The 16,125-nt window shown below is 51.9% G+C and carries 12 protein-coding genes; 11 read left to right on the top strand and 1 reads right to left on the bottom strand.

The window, feature by feature from the left end; genetic code table 11:
• The 8 genes from B5G10_RS09210 (at position 1) to B5G10_RS09175 (ending at position 8,973) form a co-directional block, all read left to right on the top strand.
• Entirely contained in the window at positions 1-378 is a 378-nt protein-coding gene (locus B5G10_RS09210) for a VOC family protein (RefSeq protein ID WP_087424449.1), read from the top strand.
• Between the two features lie 232 nt (positions 379-610).
• Positions 611-2,047, top strand: a complete 1,437-nt coding sequence (locus tag B5G10_RS09205) for a carbon starvation CstA family protein (RefSeq protein WP_087424448.1) — start codon at positions 611-613, stop codon at positions 2,045-2,047.
• 1 nt (position 2,048) lies between these two features.
• Positions 2,049-2,891 (top strand): histidinol-phosphatase, encoded by an 843-nt coding sequence (locus tag B5G10_RS09200; protein WP_087424447.1) that lies wholly within the window; start codon positions 2,049-2,051, stop codon positions 2,889-2,891.
• A 112-nt stretch (positions 2,892-3,003) separates the two neighbouring features.
• Complete coding sequence (gene ileS / locus B5G10_RS09195) at positions 3,004-6,438, top strand: isoleucine--tRNA ligase (RefSeq protein WP_087424446.1); 3,435 nt, start codon at positions 3,004-3,006, stop codon at positions 6,436-6,438.
• Positions 6,439-6,541: 103 nt separating this feature from the next.
• The gene (locus B5G10_RS09190; RefSeq protein WP_087424445.1) at positions 6,542-6,925 is read left to right on the top strand and encodes a TraR/DksA C4-type zinc finger protein; all 384 of its coding nucleotides are present in this window, start codon (positions 6,542-6,544) and stop codon (positions 6,923-6,925) included.
• Positions 6,926-7,092: 167 nt separating this feature from the next.
• Positions 7,093-7,722, top strand: a complete 630-nt coding sequence (locus tag B5G10_RS09185; RefSeq protein ID WP_087424444.1) for a lipoprotein signal peptidase — start codon at positions 7,093-7,095, stop codon at positions 7,720-7,722.
• A gap of 6 nt (positions 7,723-7,728) precedes the next feature.
• On the top strand, positions 7,729-8,577 hold the full coding sequence (locus B5G10_RS09180) for a DUF4296 domain-containing protein (RefSeq protein WP_087424443.1): 849 nt from the start codon (positions 7,729-7,731) through the stop codon (positions 8,575-8,577).
• Positions 8,578-8,589: 12 nt separating this feature from the next.
• On the top strand, positions 8,590-8,973 hold the full coding sequence (locus B5G10_RS09175; RefSeq protein ID WP_143241109.1) for a hypothetical protein: 384 nt from the start codon (positions 8,590-8,592) through the stop codon (positions 8,971-8,973).
• A gap of 131 nt (positions 8,974-9,104) precedes the next feature.
• Here the strand turns inward: B5G10_RS09175 and gdhA are convergent, their stop codons facing one another.
• The gene (gene gdhA, locus B5G10_RS09170) at positions 9,105-10,439 is read right to left on the bottom strand and encodes an NADP-specific glutamate dehydrogenase (RefSeq protein ID WP_087424441.1); all 1,335 of its coding nucleotides are present in this window, start codon (positions 10,437-10,439) and stop codon (positions 9,105-9,107) included.
• Positions 10,440-10,616: 177 nt separating this feature from the next.
• Here gdhA and B5G10_RS09165 point away from each other — a divergent pair, with 177 nt between their 5' ends.
• The 3 genes from B5G10_RS09165 to B5G10_RS09155 all read left to right on the top strand — a co-directional run bounded on the left by B5G10_RS09165 (position 10,617) and on the right by B5G10_RS09155 (position 15,761).
• Entirely contained in the window at positions 10,617-13,604 is a 2,988-nt protein-coding gene (locus B5G10_RS09165) for a PEP/pyruvate-binding domain-containing protein (protein WP_087424440.1), read from the top strand.
• A gap of 105 nt (positions 13,605-13,709) precedes the next feature.
• Positions 13,710-15,263 carry a hypothetical protein gene (locus tag B5G10_RS09160; RefSeq protein WP_143241108.1) on the top strand — a complete coding sequence of 518 codons (1,554 nt, stop codon included), beginning with the start codon at positions 13,710-13,712 and terminating at the stop codon, positions 15,261-15,263.
• A gap of 12 nt (positions 15,264-15,275) precedes the next feature.
• A complete protein-coding gene (locus tag B5G10_RS09155; protein WP_087424438.1) occupies positions 15,276-15,761 on the top strand; it encodes a pyridoxamine 5'-phosphate oxidase family protein in 486 nt (161 codons plus the stop codon).
• Positions 15,762-16,125 lie beyond the last annotated feature (364 nt).

Raw genomic sequence — 16,125 nt, 5'->3', positions numbered from 1 at the left:
ATGGAGATAAAATCAAAATTCGACCACTTCAATGTAAACGTGACCGATCTCGACCGTAGCATTGCCTTCTATCACAAGGCTCTGGGATTTACCGAGGCTCAGCGAAAAGAGGCTGCCGACGGCTCTTTCATTCTGGTCTATCTTACCGACGGCGTGTCGCCTTTCCTGATCGAGCTTACCTGGTTGCGCGACCATACTCAGCCCTATGAACTGGGCGAGAACGAGAGCCACCTGTGTGTGCGGGTCGAGGGCGACTACGATCAGGTGCGAGCCTTCCACAAAGAGATGGGCTGCGTTTGTTTCGAAAACGAAGCGATGGGGCTTTACTTTATCCACGATCCCGACGATTACTGGATAGAGATACTCCCCGCCAAATAGGGTATGTCGCTGTAAACAGCGAGAAGAAAAGCCGCCGCTCCAGCAAAGGAGAGCGGCTTTTTTTCTGGTGGAAAACCCTCTGCCGAATCATAAAAAAATTATACCTTTGTAACACTCCATCAGAGGGAGGATAACGAATCGATTCGATTTGGATAAATAGCTGCATCTGTGCACGAACCTTTTTTCGTGCGAGTGACTTTGTCTGAACCATGATTTACAGAACTGAATAAATATGATCACATTTTGTATTGCCCTGTTGTTGCTGATTGTCGGCTATTTCGTGTATGGTGCCTGGGTCGAGAAAGTATTTGGAGTAGAGCCCGATAGAGCCACTCCCGCTTATACCTCGACCGACGGGATCGACTATATTCCCATGCCCACATGGAAAGTTTTTCTCATACAGTTCTTGAATATTGCCGGGCTGGGGCCCATCTTCGGAGCCATTATGGGTATCCTCTACGGGCCGGCCGCCTATCTGTGGATTGTCTTTGGAACCATCTTTGGCGGGGCCGTTCACGACTATATGTCGGGGATGCTCTCGGTGCGACGCAACGGTGCCAGTCTGCCCGAGCTTGTAGGCGATGAACTGGGAACCGGCATCAAGCAGGTGATGCGGGGATTCTCGCTGCTCCTGATGATACTCATCGGAGCCGTGTTTGTAGTCAATCCGGCCAATCTGCTCGATCTGCTCACGGGCGAGGGTACCACCACGACCATGTGGATTGCCATCATCTTCGGGTACTACATACTGGCTACGCTGTTACCCATCGACAAGCTCATCGGGCAGCTTTATCCCCTGTTTGGTTTCGCGCTCCTGTTTATGGCCATAGGCATCATGGTGGCCCTCTTCATGCGGCCCGACAGTCTGCCCGAGTTTACCGAGGCGATAGGTTACACCCGGCCCGACTCCGATATCAATCCCATATTCCCCATGATGTTCATCTCGATTGCCTGCGGAGCCATATCGGGATTTCATGCCACCCAGTCGCCCATGATGGCCCGTTGCCTCAAAAACGAGAAGATGGGCCGCCGGGTATTCTATGGCGCCATGGTGGTCGAGGGCATTGTCGCCCTCATCTGGGCTGCTGCCGCAATTGCCTTCTTCGACGGCTCGTTCGATTCGCTTTTCGAGTATCTGAAAGGAAAAACCCCAGCGGTGCTGGTCAACGACATATCGGTAGGATGGTTGGGAACCTTCGGGGGTATCTTGGCTATGCTCGGTGTGATAGCCGCACCCATCACTTCGGGCGATACCGCTTTGCGGTCGGCCCGGTTGATTGCGGCCGATTTTCTGCATATATCCCAAAAGAAAGTTCTCAACCGAGTACTCATCTCGCTGCCCATCTTTGCCTTGACCTGGGTGGTGATGATGATCGACTTTGAGGTGCTGTGGCGCTATTTCGCCTGGTGCAACCAAACGCTGGCCACCTTCACGCTGTGGGCTATCACCGTGTGGCTCACCCGGGAGCATAAATGCTATTGGATTTCTCTCATCCCGGCTCTGTTTATGACCGTGGTCACGGTTACCTATATCTTCTTTGCCCAGGAGGGATTCAGGTTGTCCTATGGCATTTCGTTGGGTATAGCCTTTGTGGTTACGCTATTGGTAACCGTTTTGTTCGTTCGGTTCAAACGCTCGTTGCCGGGCCGTGAACCCTTAAAGAGATGATATGAATTTACTGACTAATTACCACTCGCATTGCGAGTTCTGCGACGGGCACGCCCCCATGGAGGAGTTTGTGAAGGAGGCCATTGCCGAGGGCTTCTCGGCCTATGGCATATCGTCGCACGCTCCGTTTCCCGTGCCCAATAACTGCAACATGCACCGGGAGCGGATGAGTGCCTACCTCGATGAGTTCCATCGGCTCAAGGCCCTCTATTCGTCTCAAATCGAATTGTATGTAGGGCTCGAGATCGATTTTCTCGACGACAGTTTCAACCCCTCGATATCCTATTTCAGAGAGTTGCCTCTCGATTATCGCATCGGGTCGGTACACTATATCGTTACGCCCGACGGTACTCCCATCGATACTGACGGCTCTCCCGACCGCTTCAAGACCTATATCGACACCTATTTCGAAGGCGATGTCGATGAGGCGGTGCACCGATTCTATCGCAGTTCGTTCCGGTTGATCGAGTTGGGTGGCTTCGACTTTCTGGGACACCTCGACAAGATAGGGCTCAATGCGTCGCTCTATCGTCCCGGGCTCGACCACGAGGCCTGGTACCGGCGGCTGGTTGCCGACTATCTCGAGGCGATAGCCGCACGCCACCTGATGGTCGAGGTCAATACCAAGGCCTGGGCAACCCGAGGCCGTTTCTTTCCCAACGAAGATTACTTCGAGCAGATGCACCGGTTGGGCATACGGGTGGTGGTCAACTCCGACGCACATATCCCGACCAAAATCAATGCCGGCCGCCCCGAAGCCCTGCAAGCACTGGCCCGGGCCGGCTATACCGCCGTGTGGCAGTTGAGCCGGGGCGAGTGGGTAGAGGTTCCGCTGGAGGGGTAGGAGGGCTGCCTTAAATCTTTCGGTCAAATATTATAAAGCTGTTTCTTTCATGGTTACAGCTTTTTTTGTATCTTCGTGCCGATTTTTTAGTAAATACTATTTCAAGAAATATATGGGTAAGAAATTCACCGAATATTCTCATTTCGACCTCTCTGAAATCAATAAAGAGGTTTTGGAACAATGGGATAAGCAAGATCTTTTTCATCAGAGTTTGGAAACCCGCGAAGGTTGTCCTTCGTTCGTATTCTACGAAGGTCCCCCCTCGGCAAACGGTATGCCGGGTATTCACCACGTAATGGCACGCTCTATCAAGGATATTTTCTGCCGTTACAAGACCATGAAGGGATTCCATGTGAAGCGTAAAGCCGGGTGGGATACCCACGGTCTGCCCGTCGAGTTGGGTGTGGAAAAGGCTTTGGGTATTACCAAGGAGGATATCGGTAAAACCATTTCGGTGGCCGACTACAACGCCACGTGCCGCAAGGATGTGATGAAGTTTACCCGCGAGTGGGAAGACCTCACGCACCGCATGGGCTACTGGGTCGATATGAAGAACCCCTACATTACCTACGACAACCGGTATATCGAGACGCTGTGGTGGCTGCTCAAGCAACTCTACAACAACCACTACCTCTACAAGGGATATACCATCCAGCCCTATTCGCCTGCTGCCGGTACCGGCCTCAGCTCGCACGAGCTCAACCAGCCCGGTTGCTACCGCGATGTGAAGGATACGACCTGTATCGCACAATTCAAGATTCGCAATCCGCGTCCCGAGATGGCGGCTTTCGGTGAGCCCTATTTCCTGGCATGGACCACGACGCCTTGGACTTTGCCCTCCAATACGGCGCTTTGTGTAGGCCCCAATATCGATTACAACCTCGTGCAGACCTACAATCCCTATACGGGAGCGCCCATCAGCGTGATTGTAGCCAAGGTGCTTGTGCCTACGCTCTTCAATGCCAAGGCCGCCGATTTGGCTCTCGATGCCTACAAGCCGGGCGACAAGCTCATTCCCTGGAAAGTCGTAGCCGAGTACAAGGGCAGCGACCTGGCCGGTATGGAGTATGAGCAACTGTTGCCGTGGGTAAATCCCGGCGAAGGAGCTTTCCGGGTGATTACCGGCGACTTTGTGACAACCGAGGATGGTACCGGTATCGTGCACATTGCACCTACCTTTGGTGCCGACGACGATCGGGTGGCCAAGGCCAGCGGTGTACCCCCGTTGATGATGCTCGACAAGGACGGTAACCGTCGCCCCATGGTCGATATGACCGGTAAGTTCTACCTGCTCGAAGACCTCGACCCCGAGTTTGTGAAACAGAATGTCAATGTCGAGGCCTATCGCGAGTATGCCGGCCGGTATGTCAAGAATGCCTACGACGCTAACCTTACCGACGATGATGCCACGCTCGATATCGATATCTGTGTGATGCTGAAGCAGGCCAACAAGGTGTTCAAAATCGAGAAGCATGTGCACAGCTATCCCCACTGCTGGCGCACCGACAAACCGGTGCTCTACTATCCCCTCGACAGCTGGTTCATCCGCACCACGGCTTGTCGCGATCGCATGATTGAGCTCAACAACACTATCAACTGGAAACCCCAATCGACCGGCACCGGCCGATTTGGTAAATGGCTCGAGAATCTGCAGGACTGGAACCTCTCGCGCAGCCGTTATTGGGGAACCCCGTTGCCCATCTGGCGCACCGAGGATGGCAGCGAAGAGATTTGCATCGGCTCGGTCGAGGAGCTCTACAACGAAATCGAAAAATCGATAGCTGCCGGACTGATGACCGAGAACCCCTACAAGAAACAGGGATTCGTGCCCGGTGAATATACGGCCGAGAACTATAACAAGATAGATTTGCACCGTCCCTATGTCGATGATATCGTGCTCGTTTCGCCCTCGGGCAAACCCATGAAGCGCGAGAGCGACCTCATCGACGTGTGGTTCGACTCGGGCGCCATGCCGTATGCCCAGATACACTATCCGTTTGAGAACAAAGAGGCCTTCGACAAACGCGAGGTATATCCTGCCGACTTCATTGCCGAGGGTGTGGACCAGACGCGTGGATGGTTCTTCACGCTGCACGCCATCGCTGCGATGGTATTTGACAGTGTGGCCTACAAAGCCGTAGTCTCCAATGGTCTCGTGCTCGACAAGAACGGCAACAAGATGTCCAAGCGCTTGGGCAATGCCGTCGATCCCTTCAGCACGATCGAGAAATATGGTTCCGACCCGCTGCGTTGGTACATGATAACCAACTCGTCGCCTTGGGACAACCTCAAGTTCGATGTCGATGGTATCGAGGAGGTGCGCCGCAAATTCTTCGGCACCCTCTACAACACCTATTCGTTCTTTGCCCTCTATGCCAATGTCGATGGCTTCACCTTTGCCGAGCCCGAAATTCCCGTGGAGAAACGCCCCGAGATAGACCGCTGGATTATCTCGCTGCTCAACTCGCTCGTCAAGGAAGTCGATGAACAACTGGCCGCCTATGAGCCCACGCGTGCCGGCCGTGCCATTGCCGACTTTGTCAACGACAACCTCAGTAACTGGTATGTGCGCCTGAACCGTAAACGTTTCTGGGGCGGCTCCATGACCGACGACAAGCTGTCGGCCTACCAGACGCTTTATACCTGCCTCGAAACGGTTGCCAAACTCATGGCTCCCATTGCGCCATTCTATGCCGACCGCCTCTATACCGACCTCACCACGGCTACCGGCCGCGACAACCGTTCGGTACACCTGGCCGACTTCCCCGTGAGCTGCGATAAATACATCGACTCGGCTCTCGAGGAGCGTATGCAGATTGCCCAAACCATGACTTCGATGGTGCTGGCTCTGCGTCGTAAAGTCAACATCAAGGTGCGCCAGCCGCTCACAACCCTCATGGTACCGGTGCTCAACCAAGACCAGCAGGCTCATATCGAGGCTGTGAAGGACCTGATTCTGAACGAGGTGAACGTGAAGGAGATGAAGTTTGTCGATAATGCTGCCGGCATCTTGGTAAAACGCGTGAAACCCGACTTCAAGAAACTGGGCCCGCGCTATGGCAAGATTATGAAACAACTGGCTGCTACCATTGCCGCCATGTCGCAACCCGATATTGCCGAGTTTGAGAAGAACGGCACCTTCACCTTCGATATCGACGGGCAGCAAGCCACCATCGAGAAGGGCGACGTGGAGGTTATTTCGGAAGATATTCCCGGGTGGCTTGTGGCCAACGAGGGTAACCTCACCGTAGCACTCGATATTACCGTGACCGACGAACTGCATCGCGAGGGCGTGGCCCGCGAACTGGTGAACCGTATCCAGAATATCCGCAAGACCTCGGGCTTTGATATCACCGACAAAATCGATGTATTCATTGCCTCTAATGCCGAGACCGACCAGGCTGTGAAGGAGTATCGCGATTACATGTCGCGCCAGGTACTGGCCAACACGTTTGAGATAGTCGATAACCTCTCGGGCGAGAATGTCAACGAATTGGATTTCGACACCTTCAAGGTAAATATCAAAATTGTTAAATCAGTAAAATAATAGAGAACCATAGTAATATTTCTGTTATATTTGACCTGAGGTAAGGACCCCCGATGTGGGGGCGTGAGCCAATGAAAATGTATAACTTTAACCAAGAATAATTATGAGTGAAAAAACACGCTATTCCGATGCTGAGTTGGAAGAGTTCAGACAGATTATCAATGAGAAGCTCGAGAAAGCTTATCGTGATTACGATTTGCTCAAAGCCTCTATTATGAATACCGATGGTAACGATGTAACCGATACATCACCCACGTTCAAGGTGCTGGAAGAAGGTGCAAGCACCCTCTCCAAAGAAGAGGCCGGGCAGCTGGCTCAACGTCAGATGAAATTTATCCAGCACTTGCAGGCCGCTCTTGTGCGTATAGAGAACAAGACCTACGGCATTTGCCGCGAAACGGGTAAGTTGATTCCCAAGGAGAGACTCCGTGCCGTTCCTCACGCCACGCTGGGCATAGATGCGAAGGTAGATGGACGCAGAAAATAAGTGGGCCGCACTCCTGCCTGTCGGCTCCCTGCGGGAAGCCGCAGGAGGTTACGCCGGTTTTGTAAAACTTATCGAAGCGATATGCTGAATACAATTCGACCTTCGGTTGCTCTTCTCGACAGGAAAAGCACGAAGGTCGAATCTGTTTTTGAATAAAGAGAAAAATGATGAAGAAATTGACCAAAGGCCAAATCGCCCTCGCGGTGATCGTGCTTGTACTCATTATCGACCAGGTCGTGAAGATATGGGTGAAAACCCACATGTATATCGGCCAGGCCATTCATGTGACCGACTGGTTCTACATTGCCTTTATCGAGAACAACGGCATGGCATTCGGCATGGAGGTGGGGAGTAAGCTTTTCCTGACACTCTTCCGCGTTGTAGCCGTCGTCCTGCTGGTGTGGATACTGAATCGGGTGAAGAAGAACCCCCAAATGCCCACGGGGTTCATCGTCTGTCTGGCACTGATTATTGCCGGGGCAGCAGGCAACATCATCGACTGCCTGTTCTATGGACTGATATTCGACAACCCCATGCCCCCGTTGGTCGCCTCGTTTGTACCGGGCGATGGATACGCCGGGCTCTTCTACGGCCGGGTAGTCGATATGCTCTACTTCCCGCTCTTCAGTTTCTACTGGCCCGACTGGATGCCTTGGGTAGGAGGGGAGCTGTTCGAATTCTTCCGTCCCGTATTCAACATAGCCGATTCGGCCATCTCGGTGGGAGTCATATGTCTCATCTTGTTTTATCACCGATATCTCTCTACCGACCACAAGAAAGAGTCGAAGTCCGAGTAATGCGATATGAGAAACCTGGTATATGTCATAATAGCTCTGTTTGCGGTGGCTGCCTGTAGCCACGACCCCGACTATGTCTTGAGCGAAAAGAAGATGGTCGATCTGCTGGTCGATGTCCATAAAGCCGAGGCGGTAATCGAGTCGAACTACAACATCTACAACAACGATGCCGACAAGAAGAAATTGCGGGAAGCCGTATTCTTGAAACACGGTATCACGCAAGAGCAGTTCGACACCAATCTGGTGTGGTATGGCCATCATATCGAGGAGTATATGACGATATACGAGCAGGTGATAGAGCGCCTCAAGGCCGAGAATGAGGAGGCCAAGAAACTCCTGGCCGAGGACAACTCGCAAACCATGTCGCAACCCGGCGACAGTGTGGATGTGTGGAAACAGACTCGGGCTCATGTCTTCGATACCCGGCAGGCCACCAATCTGCTCACCTTCGATATTGCTCCCGACGAAAACTTCCACACCCGCGACTATTTCGAATTGCGCTTCAAGGTGTTGCTGTTGCCCAAGCTGGCCGTCAAGCCTCAGGTGTATATGGCCATACGTCATAGCAACAACGATGTGGTCTATAACCAGGTCGATGTCACTCGGGAGGGCTGGTGCACACTGCCGCTGCAGTCCGATTCGGTTTCGTCGCTACTGCGCCTCTATGGGTATGTCGTGCTGCCTGTGCAGCCGGTTCAGGGAAAGTTGTATATCGACAGTATCTCGCTTGTTCGCCGGCACTATAACGACCGCTTCCCGCAGGTGAGCACGCAGAAGTCGTTGCCCGAAAGCCCCGACCACGAACAGCATCGGAATTGGCAAGGAGCACTCAAAAGAATAAAAATAGATTCATAAATAGCCAATAGGATGAAAAAAGGATTCTTCTCACATCAGTTATGTTATAGACGCTCGTTGTTGAACAAGCATATTCTCTACCTGACCCAAGAGAATCTGGTGGACAATATATTGCCTTTTCAGCGCGAGGTTTCCCTGACTACCTTTTGTGAGGGCGTATTGTTTGTCGTTTCGCCCAGTTTTGAATCCGAGAAGGAGGAGTTCTGTCGCACCATACGCGAGCAATTGGACAAGAACCATCTGCTTACCGTGGGTGAGGCTATCATTCAAAATCCCGTGTATCTGCGTCACATGGCCGACGATACGGCTCCTTGCAGCCTCTATACCATTACCTCGATCAACTGGGCTACTGCCCGGTTGCGCGACGACCGTCTCGATTTGGTCAAGGTGTTGTAATACCTTTGCGGCGTTTGTAGAGGAGATTCAAAATAGTATATATGAACAAGAAAGAGGGCGACCCCGCAATGCGCGGTCGCCCTCTTCGTTATTTATCGGTAGGTTGTTTTATCTTTTTTATATCCGCCGATTTAGATGACACCTTGAGCCATCATGGCTTTGGCTACTTTCATGAAGCCGGCGATGTTGGCGCCCTTCATGTAGTTGATGTAACCGTCGGGTTCGGTACCATATTTCACACATTGAGCGTGGATGTCGCTCATGATGGTGTGCAGGCGTTGGTCAACCTCTTCGGCCGTCCACGAGATGTGCATGGCGTTTTGAGTCATTTCCAATCCCGAGGTAGCTACACCACCGGCGTTAACAGCTTTGCCCGGACCGTACATGATGCGGTGTTGGATAAAGAGGTCAATCGCTTCGGGACGGCAACCCATGTTGGAAATCTCGCCTACGCAGATTACGCCGTTCTCGATCAGTTTCTTGGCATCCTCTTCGTCGAGCTCGTTTTGGGTAGCGCAAGGCAGAGCGATATCGACTTTCTGTTCCCAAGGACGTTTGCCGGGGAAGAATTGTACACCATATTTCTCGGCATAGGGTGCTACGATATCTTCGCCCGAAGCACGCAACTCGAGCATGTAGTCGATCTTCTCGCCCGAAATACCGTCGGGGTCATATACATAACCATCGGGACCCGATATGGTTACCACCTTGGCACCCAGTTGGGTTGCTTTCGAGGCGGCACCCCAGGCTACGTTGCCGAAACCACTGATGGCGATGCGTTTGCCGGCGATGTCGATACCCTTGGTAGCCAACATCTGTTTTACGAAGTAGAGACCTCCGTAACCGGTTGCCTCGGGACGAATGAGCGAGCCACCAAATTCGAGACCTTTGCCCGTAAACGTACCGGTGTGTTCGTGAGTGAGTTTCTTGTACATGCCAAACATGTAGCCTACCTCGCGGCCGCCTACGCCTATATCGCCGGCAGGCACGTCGGTGTCGGGGCCCAGATGGCGCCACAACTCCAGCATGAAGGATTGGCAGAAACGCATGATTTCGGCGTCTGATTTGCCGCGCGGGCTGAAGTCCGAACCTCCTTTGGCGCCGCCCATAGGCAATGTGGTGAGGGCGTTTTTGAAGGTCTGTTCAAATCCCAGGAATTTCAATATGGAAAGGTTTACCGAAGCGTGGAAACGGATACCGCCTTTGTACGGGCCAATGGCGTTGTTGAATTGCACACGGTAACCCAGGTTTATCTGTATTTCACCATTGTCATCAACCCAGGGTACTTTGAAGGTGATGATTCTGTCGGGCTCGACAAGCCGCTCAATCAGCTTGGCTTTTTCGAATTCGGGGTGTTGGTTATAGACCTCCTCGATAGAGAGTAACACCTCGTGTACCGCTTGTAAATACTCCGACTCACCGGGGTGCTTTGCCTCCAATGATGTCATGATGTGCTCAATGTTCATAGTCGCGATGTTGTTAAGTTAAATTCATGGTTGGGTACCTCCTGGGGGAGATACTCGTTTCTCTTATCGCAAATGTACATAATTCTATGGATAAAAAAATTTTTTTTACTACTTTTGAACAATTAAACTGCAAAAAAGTGAAATAGCATTTTGTAAGGCTAAATCGACAATAGAACAATGAATCGACCAAATATAAATCAATTGTACTTGAAAGATACCTCTTTTGCTAACTTAATGCAAAAAAGGGTCTTCAATGTCTTACTTGTTGCGAGTCGCTACGATGCCTTTATCATGGAGGAAGACGGGCGGGTCGAAGAGCAAATTTATTTTGAGTATGTGTCGTTGAACCTGAGTTCGCCTCCGCGGGTGAAGCAGGTAACGACCAACGAAGAGGCCTTCGAAGAGTTGGCCATGAAGCGCTACGACCTTATCATTACCATGCCGGGTGTCGATTGCTCCGAGACCTTTACCCAGGCCAAAGCCATGAAGCGTCTCTATCCCTATATACCTATTGTGGTGCTCACTCCCTTCTCTCACGAGGTGTCGAGGCGCATCGCCAAGGAAGACTTGAGCGGGGTCGATTACGTCTTCAGTTGGTTGGGCAATGTCGATTTGCTGGTGGCTATCATCAAGCTCATCGAGGACAAGATGAATGCCGAGGTCGATATCACCTCGGTGGGTGTACAGCTCATTCTGCTGGTCGAAGATTCCATTCGTTTCTATTCGTCTATTCTGCCGCATCTGTATAATTTCGTATTAAAGCAGTCGCAAATCTTCTCGACCGAGGCACTGAACGAGCATGAGCGTATGCTGCGCATGCGGGGGCGCCCCAAGGTCATGTTGGCCCGCACCTATGAGGAGGCGATGCAGATCTACGAGAAATACTCGGGGAATATGTTGGGCATCATCTCCGATGTCTCGTTCATTCGAGCCGGAGAGAAAGACAAGAAGGCAGGCATCAAGTTCTGCTCCTATGTGCGTTCGTGCGATCCCTATTTGCCGCTCATCATCGAGTCGTCCGAGTGGGAGAATCACAAGGAGGCCATCCGACTGAATGCTTCGTTTCTGGACAAGAACTCCAAGAAACTGCCTGTCGATTTGCGCAAAACGATTCTGAAGAACTTCGGTTTCGGTGACTTTACCTTTATCAATCCCCATACGGGAGAGCCCATTGTCACCATCAAGAACCTCAAGGATTTGCAGGACAATATCGACATCATCCCCGACGAGTCGCTATATTACCATGCTACGCGCAACCACATATCGCGATGGCTCTATTCGCGGGCCATATTCCCCATGGCCGAAGCGTTGCAGCCGCGTCGCATTACCGACTTGAGCGAGATTTCCGAAATCAGGCAACTCATTTTTGATGCCATCGTGCAGTATCGGAAGATGAAGAACCGGGGAGTAGTGGCCATCTTCAAGCGCGACCGCTTCGACAAATACTCCAATTTTGCCCGCATCGGCGATGGCTCGTTGGGGGGTAAAGGCCGCGGTTTGGCCTTTATCGACGCCATGATCAAGCGAAACCCCATCTTCGACGATATCGAAGGGGTGAATGTGACGGTGCCCAAGACGGTGGTACTCTGTACCGATATTTTCGACACCTTCATGGAGAGCAACAACCTCTATCAGGTAGCGCTCTCCGATATATCCGACGAGGAGATTCTCGACCATTTTCTCAAGGCAAAACTCCCCGAAGAGTTGAACCCTGACCTTTTGGCCTTCTTCGATGTCGTGGGCAAGCCCATTGCCGTGCGTTCGTCGAGCCTGCTGGAAGACTCGCACTACCAGCCCTTTGCCGGCATCTATTCGACCTACATGATACCGGCGCTCGACGACAAGGAAGAGATGCTGCGCTTGTTGCTCGATGCGGTGAAAGCCGTCTATGCCTCGGTATTCTATGCCGACAGCAAGGCCTATATGACCGCTACTTCCAATGTCATCGACCAGGAGAAGATGGCTATCATCCTGCAAGAAGTCGTGGGCACACAGTATGGCGACCGCTACTATCCCTCTTTTGCCGGAGTAGGGCGATCGATCAACTATTACCCCATTAACGACGAGAAGGCCGAAGATGGCGTGGTCGATTTGGCCGTCGGGCTGGGCAAATACATTGTCGATGGTGGACGCAGCTTGCGTTTCTCGCCTCGGCATCCCAACAAGATACTGCAAACCAGCACGCTCGATCTGGCTCTGCGCGATACCCAAACTCGCTTTTACGCCTTGGACATGAAGCGTAGCAATAAAAACTTTTCGATTGACGATGGTTTCAATCTGCTTAAACTCTCGGTGCGTGATGCCGAAAAAGACAACTCCCTGCGGCTGATGGTATCGACCTACGATCCCATGGATCAGATTATACGCGACGGCTATTACGAGGGAGGACGCAAGGTGGTTACCTTTGCCAATATCTTGAAGCACAATGCCTTCCCCCTGGCTACGATTCTCGACTCGATGCTCACGGTAGGCAGTCGCGAGATGGGGCGTCCCGTCGAAATCGAGTTTGCCGGAAACCTCAATGGTACAGGCGGCAATCCCGGTACGGTCTATTGGTTGCAGATACGACCCATTGTCGATATGAAAGAGATGCTCAACGACGAGGTGATGGATATACCCGACGAGAAGACTATTTTGAAGAGCAATACCGCTCTGGGGCATGGTATCATGGACAACGTGCGTCATATCGTGTATGTCAAGTCGCAAAACTTCAAGGCATCAAATAATGTCACGATTGCAAGAGAAATAGAAAAAATAAATCGTACCTTTACCGAGCGGGACGAGTACTATATCCTCATAGGCCCCGGACGGTGGGGCTCGAGCGACTCTTCGTTGGGAATACCGGTCAAGTGGCCGCACATCTCTTCGGCTCGACTCATTGTCGAATCGGCGCTCGACAACTACCGCATAGAGCCGAGTCAGGGTACACACTTTTTCCAAAACCTGACCTCGTTTGGTGTCGGCTATTTCACGGTCAACTCGTTTGCTGGCGATGGCTACTACGACGAAGCCTATCTCAACAGTTTGCCGGCGGTTTACGAGTCTGAATTTTTGAGAATAGTTAAATTCGACCATCCCGTGTTGATCGAGATTAACGGACGCAAGGGCAAGGGACTGGTCACCAAACCGGGCTTAGACCTGAATGAAAACAAAAAAGTAGAATAAGCTATGTCTATATTAAAAAAAGTAGGGAGAGCATTGGGCTTTTCTGGCGAAGACGACGAATTGGAATCACAGCCTTATACGGCCGAAAATATAACGAATGCTTGTGTGCGTGACAAAGGACCGCAAGTCGAGACAGTAGAGAAGGCAACTCCTGCCGGAGCGGAGCAAGGCGCAAAACTTTCTCAGGAGGAGGCGAGTGAGATACAGCTTCCCGATACATTACTCGATGTCTTGGTCGAGATGCTTAATCGCTCGCTGCCCGAGTATGTATTGGCAGCTCTCGACAAGGATACCGAAAAGAAATACCTCTTCGAGCAACTCGACGAGCCCTTCAAGAAGTTTATTGCCGATGTCAATGTGCGTTCTCGTGAGTGGGTCGCCCGCAAGTGGGAGACAAAGCATCAGGCTTTGACTCGCGAAGTCGAGGAGGCTCGGGTCAAGGTGAAAGAGCTCGAAGAGCAGCGCAACACCATGCAGAGTGCCCAGTTGAGTGCCGAGCGTCAGAAACGGGCCGTCACCGAGAAGGTACACGAGTTGGAAGCTCGCATTGCCACGCTCGAGGCCGAGAAAGAACAGTTTGAACTCGAGAACAAAAGCCTGGTCAATAAACTCAAAGTCTCGAACGTGCATCAGGAAGAGCTCGATTCGGCCTTTGCCGAAATAACCCAATTGAAAAGCGAGTTGAAAAAACAGACCGAGAACTCGGCCGAGGTTGATCAGCTCCGCACCGAGTTGCAGCAAGCCCGTGCCGATTTGTCTCAAGCCCGCGAGGCCGAACAGGCTGCGGCAACACAGGCAGAGACGGCCCAAAAAGAGTTGGCCCGACAAGAGGAGAAAGTGGCACAACTCTCTACACAAATACAAACTCTCGAAGCCGAACTCGCCGAAGCTCAAAGTGGGCTGAAAGTTATGGATGAGGTCGAGGCCAAGCTTCATCAGTTCGAGCAGGTAAAAGCCTCCAAGGACGAGAAAATTGCGCAACTCAACAAAGAACTGCAAACCCTTGGCGAAGCCAATTCCCGGTTGCAGACACGACTGAGCGAAATGGCACAGCGCAACGAGCGGCTCGAAAGCCAGACTGAAGAAAGCGCATCACATCTCGAGGCGCTTAATGCCTTGAAGGCCGATTTGGAAAGTGCCAATGCGCTGGTGGCTGCATTGCGCAGTCAGCGGCAGGAACTGCTTTCGCAGATAGAGACTCTCCAGGCTGCCAAACCGGTCGAGGTCGAGAAGTCCGATCCCGTTGTCGCTCCCTCGGCCCCTGTCGAAGAGAAGCCCGAGCCGGCCGTGATAAGTTTCGATGCCGAGTCTGGTGGTCAGCCTGCTGCCGCTTCCGAACTTGCTGTCGAAGTCGAACCGGTAGCCGCACCCGAAAAGCCCGAACAACCCGTCGAGCAATCGGTCGAAACACCAAAGCCCGAAAAGAAACACCGCCGCAAAGCCAAATCACCCGAGAAGGTCGAAGAGGTAGCCGACGACGATTTCCCGGGCCTCGATACCTTTGGCGACAATTGGCTGATTCCTACCCGGCCCGATACCCCCGAGATGATAGCCAAGCGCAAGGAAGAAGAGAAAAAGAAACGCGAAGCCGAGGAACAGGCCGCTCTGGAGCAGAAGAAAGCGCACCAGATCGACCCTTCGCAAATGTCTCTGTGGTAATCCCTGTCATTCATGATATTCGACAATTCAACCGTGCGGCGGCAAGACCGTCTGCTCGACGAGTCCCGTGCGCTGCATCTCCTGCGTGAGGGCGAGTATGGAGTGCTCTCCCTGGTCGATTCCGAAGGTAACCCCTACGGAATCCCCGTCAACTACGTGTGGGATGGACACGACCACCTCTATCTGCATGGCGCTCCTGTCGGGAAGAAACTCGACTGTATCCGTCAACATCCCGAGGCTTCCTTTTGTGTAGTGGGGCATACCCACCTCCTGCCCGATAAATTTACCACCGGCTATGAGAGCATCGTCTTGAAATGTCGGGCACAAATAGGCCTGTCGGCCGATGAGCGGCATCACGCCTTGCAACTCCTGTTGGAGAAATATTCTCCCGACGATATAACCATCGGTTTGAAATATGCCGAGAAGTCGTTTCATCGTACCGAAATCATACGTTTGGATATAAAAGAATTCAGCGGCAAACAAAAGAAAGTCGATTAATGCACCTCGCTATCTCTGTTGGCACGAAAAAACATGGTGGGCAGGGATGGAATACTCGAGAAAGGATAGAGCATCTTCGAAAAAAAATGAGGTTGTAAAACACAGAGGACTAAAGGCTTTGTGTCGAGGCTGAAAATTTTTTGAAAAAAAGTTGGTAAAAAATTTGGAGCGAAAGGGGAAAAGGGTGTACCTTTGCATCACTTTCGCCGCTGGAAAGGGGTCGCGAAGCCCCGGAAAAGCGAGGAAGATAAAGTTCATTGACAAGACTGAAAAGAAGCAAGTGTAGTACAAGAGAGAAAAGAGAACGAAGTCAATTCGGCCGGGAGATCTTCGAAGGTATGAAAATAAATAAACAAGATATACA

Origin of the sequence: Barnesiella sp. An55 (genome assembly GCF_002161555.1) — a bacterium.
GTDB lineage: Bacteria > Bacteroidota > Bacteroidia > Bacteroidales > Barnesiellaceae > Barnesiella > Barnesiella merdipullorum.
Note: the sequence above shows the minus strand (reverse complement) of the source record. Positions and strands in the feature narration are given on the sequence as shown.

Bases quoted from the DNA above. Each gene is read 5' to 3' on its own strand.
- B5G10_RS09200 (WP_087424447.1), top strand. From the start codon at position 2,049: ATGAATTTACTGACTAATTACCACTCGCATTGCGAGTTCTGCGACGGG.
- gdhA (WP_087424441.1), bottom strand. From the start codon at position 10,439: ATGAACATTGAGCACATCATGACATCATTGGAGGCAAAGCACCCCGGT.
- B5G10_RS09175 (WP_143241109.1), top strand. From the start codon at position 8,590: ATGAAAAAAGGATTCTTCTCACATCAGTTATGTTATAGACGCTCGTTG.
- B5G10_RS09205 (WP_087424448.1), top strand. From the start codon at position 611: ATGATCACATTTTGTATTGCCCTGTTGTTGCTGATTGTCGGCTATTTC.
- B5G10_RS09155 (WP_087424438.1), top strand. From the start codon at position 15,276: ATGATATTCGACAATTCAACCGTGCGGCGGCAAGACCGTCTGCTCGAC.
- ileS (WP_087424446.1), top strand. From the start codon at position 3,004: ATGGGTAAGAAATTCACCGAATATTCTCATTTCGACCTCTCTGAAATC.
- B5G10_RS09210 (WP_087424449.1), top strand. From the start codon at position 1: ATGGAGATAAAATCAAAATTCGACCACTTCAATGTAAACGTGACCGAT.
- B5G10_RS09165 (WP_087424440.1), top strand. From the start codon at position 10,617: ATGAATCGACCAAATATAAATCAATTGTACTTGAAAGATACCTCTTTT.
- B5G10_RS09180 (WP_087424443.1), top strand. From the start codon at position 7,729: ATGAGAAACCTGGTATATGTCATAATAGCTCTGTTTGCGGTGGCTGCC.
- B5G10_RS09185 (WP_087424444.1), top strand. From the start codon at position 7,093: ATGAAGAAATTGACCAAAGGCCAAATCGCCCTCGCGGTGATCGTGCTT.
- B5G10_RS09190 (WP_087424445.1), top strand. From the start codon at position 6,542: ATGAGTGAAAAAACACGCTATTCCGATGCTGAGTTGGAAGAGTTCAGA.